This window comes from Streptococcus sp. GMD4S, from assembly GCF_000296955.1.
This window is the reverse complement of record NZ_AJRE01000077.1, coordinates 1-7,085: the sequence shown is the minus strand read 5'-3', so window position 1 is coordinate 7,085 and position 7,085 is coordinate 1. Positions and strand designations below refer to the sequence as shown.

Below are 7,085 nucleotides of genomic sequence, written 5' to 3'. Positions count from 1 at the left end.
TCTTGGGAATGGCCCAAACCTTCTCTTCCACATCCTGGTAAGACCAGTTGGCCCTCATGGTCGGAGTGTGCTTGGCCTCATTATCCAGGGCCAACTTGGCCAGTAAGGGATTGGCATTGGACATACCCACCGTAGAGTAGATCCCTGTCTGCCTCCAAATATCCCTCTGGATGCGGGCAGAAAGCAGATCCAGCTTGTCTTTGCGAGAAATCTGCCTGTCTGGGATGAAATAGTTGAGCGAACTAGTCAGATCAATAAAGCCCTCATCGATAGAGTAGGGATAAATATCATCTGGACTGCCATAATTTTGAAAGATTCGCTGGATTTCCATATTGACTGCGATGTACTCGTCCATCCGAGGAGGGACAATCAAGGTGACTTGGGCCCAATCTTCGATGTAGCGAACATAGTCTGAGTCAGTAGGCAAGCCTTGCTTTCGAGCGTTGCAATAAGAAAATTTGCGCGTTTTGATATCAAAAGGTAGATCATAGGCCCGGCCAACATTGGACTTGCCAAAAATCTTCTTGAACATGGGAGAGGAAGCTAGGATAAGACCAGTAGAATTATCCGCGCGACTCATGACACAAAGCGAGGTCTTCAGCGGATGCAAGCCTCTTTTCACACACTCAACACTGGCATAAAAAGATTTCATATCGACAAAGGCAATGTCACTTTTGGGCTCTCTGGAATAATCAAAGTAGCCCATAGGCTAGCCCTCCATCGGCACAAAGTTTCCAACAATAATCCCCACAATCCGAGGATCTTCCTCATAGGAGATGAAAATATCCTTGTATTTAGGATTGATAGAGACCAAACGCAAGCCATCTTCCTCACGATAAACCCGTTTGATATAGGTCTGGTTGTTGCAAACCACTGCATAAACCGCCCCATCATAATCAAATCCTGTTTCCCGAATCAGAGCCACAGAACCATTTTGATATTTAGGTTCCATAGAGTCCCCAGACACCCAGGATGCAAAATCATGGGCCAACTCCTCGTTAAAGTAGACCGTATCAAAATTCTGATCATCGTAGACCGAAGCCCCGATCCCTGCTGACATACGTTCATAGACACGGTACTCGTAGAGGCGCTCTGGCATGGTCGCCACCTTCTGAGTTTGTTCTTCTTGAGCTAGGTTGCGAGCATAAAGCACAACCTTGTCCTTCCCTTGCTTGGAGAGGCTATTGTAAAGACGAACAATCTCAATCTGAGTAAAATACCCTTTTGCTACCTTTAAAATCTTCTCCAGCTGAGCAACCTTCTCCTTGGATGGTTCCTTAATTCCACGTTCCCAAGCCGAGTAAGCCTGAAAGCTGATCCCTAATTCCTCTGCAATTTCCTTCTGTGTCAATTTTAACTCTTTCCTCCGAGTCTTGAGTTTTTCTGGCTGATACATACTTCACCCCCTAGTGTGATGTTTTATTGAGAATATCTCTCTTAGAAAAACAAATCGACGGTTGAGCTTACATCTCTAAACTCAACCAATATGGTTTAGTTTTATTATATAAAAAAAGTGGACGATTGTCCACTGGGAAAATCAAATTTTAACAGACACAACTGGAAATTATGAACAAAAAACTGGACTAGCCCTAGCAACTCCTACTCTAATTTTTGCAACAGCTTTACAACTTGCCGATTATCAATCCTCACATAATATACACCACTATCACTGACAAGTTTATCCTCTTCATACTTAGCAATCTTTACAGCATAAAGACCTCTTGGTAGGGATTGGTTGGCAAAAAATTCCTTCATGAGCCTTTCAAGATCTTTTAGATAGTCATCATACAAGAGATCTCTTTTTTCCTTCGGAACGAAATATTGAAATTCAAATGTCGGTATAAAAATCTCTTTTTGGAAAAGATATTGAGCATCCATTGGATACATCCCTTGCAGAGCTTGGCCCTTGCTTTGATTTTCCTCCAATATTTCATTATAAAGATAGATATTATCAGATTGGTTATTAAATTCAAAACCAATACCTTGATACTTCAAATCAGGAAGTTTAGGATCTTTGATTGAACTGTCCAGTGTTTTTAAAAACTCGCTGGTGCCTGGACTAACCTCAATCCCTAAATAGGCTAATTCTGGGAAAACATCATAAATTTTTTTACCATTTTTGTAATCAACCTCTGCATCTGTCTTTCCATATGTTTCACTTTTCGAAAAGCGAGTATAGTATTTAAATCGAGTTTTAGCCTGATAGGTTTTTCCAGCTATATTTTCACTGTAGGTACCGTGGATTATAAATCCTCCCACGCTTGTATAGTTTTTCTCGTATTTTTCTAACTCAAACTGTCCTGTAAGACCGTAGTTTTGATAAGAACGATGCACAGCTTGCTCAAGCTCAGTTCGACTTGCATGGGCAAACAGCCCCCACATATCCATTAGAGAAAAAATCGGACTGAACACTGTGAAGATTACCATTGGGATCACTATGGATAAGCAACCTATTAATAGCCAATTTCTTTTCTTGGCCTTTCCTTCAGATTTTTTAGCAGTTTTCTGTTTCCTTTTTAAGATTAGAATGAGCAAACCCAAAAGCACTAATACTAATAAAACCAATCTACACTCTCCTTTTACTTTTGACAGTTGTTAACAGGTGTATAGGAGGCTGACAGAAATACTCTTCTCACCTACTAACTTATCCTGAAATCCATAAACTCGTCTGAAACGAGGAGCAACCCTTGTCTCATTATACCACATGAACCATACTGTGAGAAGATGAGAAATACAAAAGAAAACCACCTGAAATAAATTCAGGTGATTTGTGTAATTATGGAAAATCGTTATATTGACTCTCTGCGATTTCAACCATTTTTCTACGATTGTGGCGTTCCTTGGAATCTTTTCCGCCTTGGATATAACGTTCTTTGCGTTCTGCACGTGTTTCAGGTGCTTTCGTATACATATTATCACCGATAGACTGAGCCATACTCGCATCTACACTTCGAAAAGCCTCACCAACTGCTCCTAGAAACTCATCCAAAGAACTAATTGTTGTCACCATCTCCGAAGATAATTTTTTAAGTTCATCAGTCGCATTTTGAATTTGTTCTGTCGCAGAGGAGTCTATCAGATCATAGGCATTATTCTGCAATTCTGCACTCATATCTTTAAAAGCTCCATTCACTCGGCTTAGGTTATCCGAATCAATTTTTTTTTGATTGTTACTCATTTAGAACCTCTTATTCTCCTTTGTCAACCAATATTCGGCGTTGCTTGTTTAGTTCGCGGTCTTTGGCAACATCGTAATACAAGTCAAACTCTTCTTTGGTATTGACTGAATGCTCTTGACCATCCTTACTGAGTTCGGCTGGAATCGTCAATCCTTCGTAAAGATTCGTATTTGCTGGGACAAAAAGCTGATACAAATCAAGAAACTGTGGAACATCTCCGTAAACCTTATCATAATCATACTTAGAATCAATCAAAAGGAAAAACTGTGAATCTTGCTTACTTAATAATTGATAAACTTTAGGCGCAGCTGTCTCCAAAACACTTCCCTTCAATACATCTTGATGAAAGGAAAGTTGATTTTGGCGAAGACTATCATAGTAAGTTTGTAAGATAGTCATCTCTATCAATTTCTCTTTTGAAGAACCTAGATCTACCGACGGAGTTTCAGGATACTGTTGTACTTTTGTGTCTTCCCAATCAATTTGCTTGGTTTCTAAATTTAACCATAACTGCTTTCTCTTAGTAATATACCAATCTGGATTATGAACAGCTATAGGGAGATAATCTTTCCCATTTATTTCTACAATAGCACCTATTGATACTGGAAAATAATTTTCATTGTAGTCTCCTACCAACTGATAGAGGTCTACTTTCGATTCCTCCAATCGTCTATCCCGTATTCGATAGATAGAAAGAGTAAAGTATCCGTCAGATTCATCTTGGGGTCGATTCCTAGCTAAGTTACCAGATTGTACTTTAATATTTAATCGAGTAATATACCTTTGATTAGAAGCGCCATTAGTTCTTGCAAAGCTATCTCCAAAAAGAGGATTATATTTTTGAAATAGTCTATCTTCGTCAGGGTTTAATGACTTCCAATGCACGGCCACTCCCCTGCCATCTTCTAAAAATTCATAAGAATCAATTTCCCATTTTCCTGTATAGTAATCCATATTTTCATATTTTTGGCGTTCTTGCTTGGCCTGCTCTGATTGTTGATAGCTATGATAGCCCCATAGAAGCAGAACACCCAACAGGACAGATCCGACTATTAGTAGTACTTTCTTCATTTCTCTCCCCCTTATTTGCCATATTTCTGTTCGAAATACTCTTGAAAATCTGTGAACGAGTCACCCCCCATAACTTTTTCAACAATAAAAGGAATTGTTTGAATCTGTTCTGGAGTCATATTTTCAATCGTAAGGCCTTCACCATTTGTATGCTCTCCCAAAAGGAAATTTTTCATAGCTAGATCTTTATCAAAGTATTTGTTAATTATTCTATAAGCTCTATCTCTCGAACCCACTTTCTCAAAGTAGCCCATGACACCTTTCTGGTTTAATTCTTGTACCCGTTGGTAAGCTCCATAATCCGCATAAATACTAGAGAATTGTGCAACTGTATCGGTAGCTGATCCTGCCACTTCATGTTCTAATTGCCAGCCCCCTTGACCAACCAAAACATTATAAATATTATTTTGCTCATTCTTTGTTTTGGCTTTAAACTCTGCCACCTTACTTTGTAGCTTAAAGAAGCCTGCTAACACCTCATTGGCAGACTTGCCACCATAATTACCTATTTTTTTAATAAAGGCATTCGCTCTTCCAGAAGTCATCTCATCCAGCATCTCATGTGTATTTTTAATTGAGTCTGTTGCATGTAACTGTGATAAAGAATCTGCAACACTAAAAGTCGCCGCAGCTGCTGGACCACCAATATAGGTTAAAATCGTTTTTATTCCTTCTTTTACGATAGTTTCTTGGAACTCAGCATCCGCTTTCTCATGTTCTTTTTTGATTTTATAAAGTTCAGCCTCATATTTACCAGCCAAAGCTCCGTCAATTCCTTTTTCATGGTGTGATGTATAAGTTTCAAGAGTAGTTTTGGCTGGAACACTAAGCTCATCATAGTCTGGAACCGTCTTAGAACCATAGTGATATATGGACTTTTTACTTTCTTTAACATGTAATTCCCATTCAGGGTTTTCCGTATCATTTAATTTAATAAAGATTTCTTTTCGAGTATATCGAAGTTTTGCATTTGGATCAAAAGGATCATCGTTCCTAAATTGTACACCTGAATTCCCTTCTACTTTTGTTCCAATTTTCAAGATTCGAACCGCAGTCAATAAACCTGATAAATCATTCATCTGACTTAATTTTGTATGATGCTTTTCCATTGTTGCAGCGTCATGCTCGGGATCTTGCTCGTAAGCATACATTTCAGCTATCTGTATTTGTTTGGATATATGTTGCTGTTTATCTAACCTTTCTGAAAAGACATTAACCTTGGATTGATCCGTTTTCCCCATCGCATCTAACAAACGATTTATCTTCTGAGTCCCAATCTCACTTCTATCCATCCAAATAGTCAATTCTTCTGCCAGATTCATGTAGCCCCCATCAGAAATTTTCTCTGGGTCATTCTCCATTATCTTGTCTACATCTTCTAATTTTCCAGAAAGAATCGCTTGCAAGACTTGGGCATCTTCCTTTGTAGTGATTCTAGAAAGATAAACCATATTTGACTCTGTTAGAGTATTATTTTTTATAGCATCAATAATCGTCTGAACTGGTAATGTCGTTACAGTTCTTGCGTTCTGTGTAATCTTTGTCAAGGATTCAAAGGTAGTTGATACCCCTGAAACGCCTGAAGATAGGCTATCATGCGCAGATATAATGCCGCTATGCGTTTCCTTACGTGCTTTGATTTCATCTGCAATATAAGCGTCTGCTTTGGCATCAAAATCTCCCAAATTAGAGTCTCCATCACCCATTGCTTCGATTGCTTCATCAAACAAAGCTACCATTTCATCCTTAACGATACTGATTAGATTACGCTGAGGGGTTCTAAGGGACTCTGTAAGTGTATTAATCGCATCTTCATCAGTATGGGCATGACTGGAAAATCCTAAACCTTTAATCTCCCCAGTAAATGTAAAGACATGCTGCCCATAAGTTCGTATCGCCTCTGGTGTCTGTGAAAAAACAGACTTCTGAATCTCATTCAAACGTTTAAAGAAGGCATTAATGGCAGCCGCTTTTTCCCCTTCTAGATTAGTATTGAACTCACGCATTGTATCGCTTGAGACTTCTTCAAATTTTCCAGCAAATCGGTGAATACTCGTCCCGTAATCTTCTAAACCTGAAATATTTTTTACTTTTACTGTCATCTATCCCTCCTCTATGATGCTAGAGCTGCATTTAATGCATTTCTAGCATTCCTTTCAATATTCTGAGCAGTTAACAAATCCGACTCCAAATTCTGAATCTTCGTACTTAATAACGCGAGTATTTCTCTTTTCTTCGTTAAAATGATTTGCCTCAAAGAATTCAAATCTTCTTTTTCCTGATTTTTTTCGTCATCGTATTTCTCACCCAAGATATTTTCAGAAAGTGTAACAACATAATCAATCTCTGTTGATTTCTTTTTCAATTTATTTTTAATATATTTTAAATTTGAAACTTCGCCACTCAATCGTGATACTTCTGCGGTCGCTTCATATAAAGCTTGAGATAACCCTACTATTTTTTCATAACTAGCCATAGCTATCCTCCTTTTCTATATCATTAATACTTTCATTTTACTTGCCAACCCATCGGAAACATAGTAATGTTCTTGTTCTATTATACCACATGAGGAATAATGTGAGAAGATGAGAAAAGCAAAAGAAAACCACCTGAAATGAATTCAAGTGGCGAATAGTTAGGGGAGCTCATTATAAACAGAGGCATCGTAGATCTTCTGCTGGATTCGTTTCTTTTCTGTATACTCTTGTGGAGAAACTGTATACATCTCATTAGTTTCAATGGAGCCCGCTAAATCGGTATCCATATTTTTAAAAGCTTCCGCAATCTTGTTCATAAAGCCATCTAATGAGTCTACCGTCTCTACTAAATTTTCCA

General features: G+C 38.4%; 7 protein-coding genes and 1 pseudogene. All 8 read right to left on the bottom strand.

The features are described from left to right. The coding region (locus GMD4S_RS06485) for a Y-family DNA polymerase (RefSeq protein ID WP_000540272.1) at positions 1-706 on the bottom strand (706 nt) is incomplete at its 3' end. A gap of 3 nt (positions 707-709) precedes the next feature. Further along, complete coding sequence (locus GMD4S_RS06480) at positions 710-1,396, bottom strand: LexA family transcriptional regulator (protein WP_000284681.1); 687 nt, start codon at positions 1,394-1,396, stop codon at positions 710-712. 203 nt (positions 1,397-1,599) lie between these two features. After that, a complete protein-coding gene (locus GMD4S_RS06475) occupies positions 1,600-2,565 on the bottom strand; it encodes a hypothetical protein (RefSeq protein ID WP_000243693.1) in 966 nt (321 codons plus the stop codon). Between the two features lie 211 nt (positions 2,566-2,776). Further along, positions 2,777-3,178, bottom strand: a complete 402-nt coding sequence (locus GMD4S_RS06470; protein WP_000069808.1) for a hypothetical protein — start codon at positions 3,176-3,178, stop codon at positions 2,777-2,779. A gap of 10 nt (positions 3,179-3,188) precedes the next feature. Continuing rightward, complete coding sequence (locus GMD4S_RS06465; RefSeq protein ID WP_000756875.1) at positions 3,189-4,250, bottom strand: hypothetical protein; 1,062 nt, start codon at positions 4,248-4,250, stop codon at positions 3,189-3,191. Between the two features lie 11 nt (positions 4,251-4,261). Beyond that, positions 4,262-6,352 (bottom strand): hypothetical protein, encoded by a 2,091-nt coding sequence (locus tag GMD4S_RS06460; protein WP_000216901.1) that lies wholly within the window; start codon positions 6,350-6,352, stop codon positions 4,262-4,264. Positions 6,353-6,363: 11 nt separating this feature from the next. Beyond that, on the bottom strand, positions 6,364-6,726 hold the full coding sequence (locus GMD4S_RS06455) for a hypothetical protein (protein ID WP_000179342.1): 363 nt from the start codon (positions 6,724-6,726) through the stop codon (positions 6,364-6,366). 159 nt (positions 6,727-6,885) lie between these two features. Then, positions 6,886-7,085: pseudogene (locus GMD4S_RS06450) on the bottom strand (hypothetical protein); the annotation flags it as partial.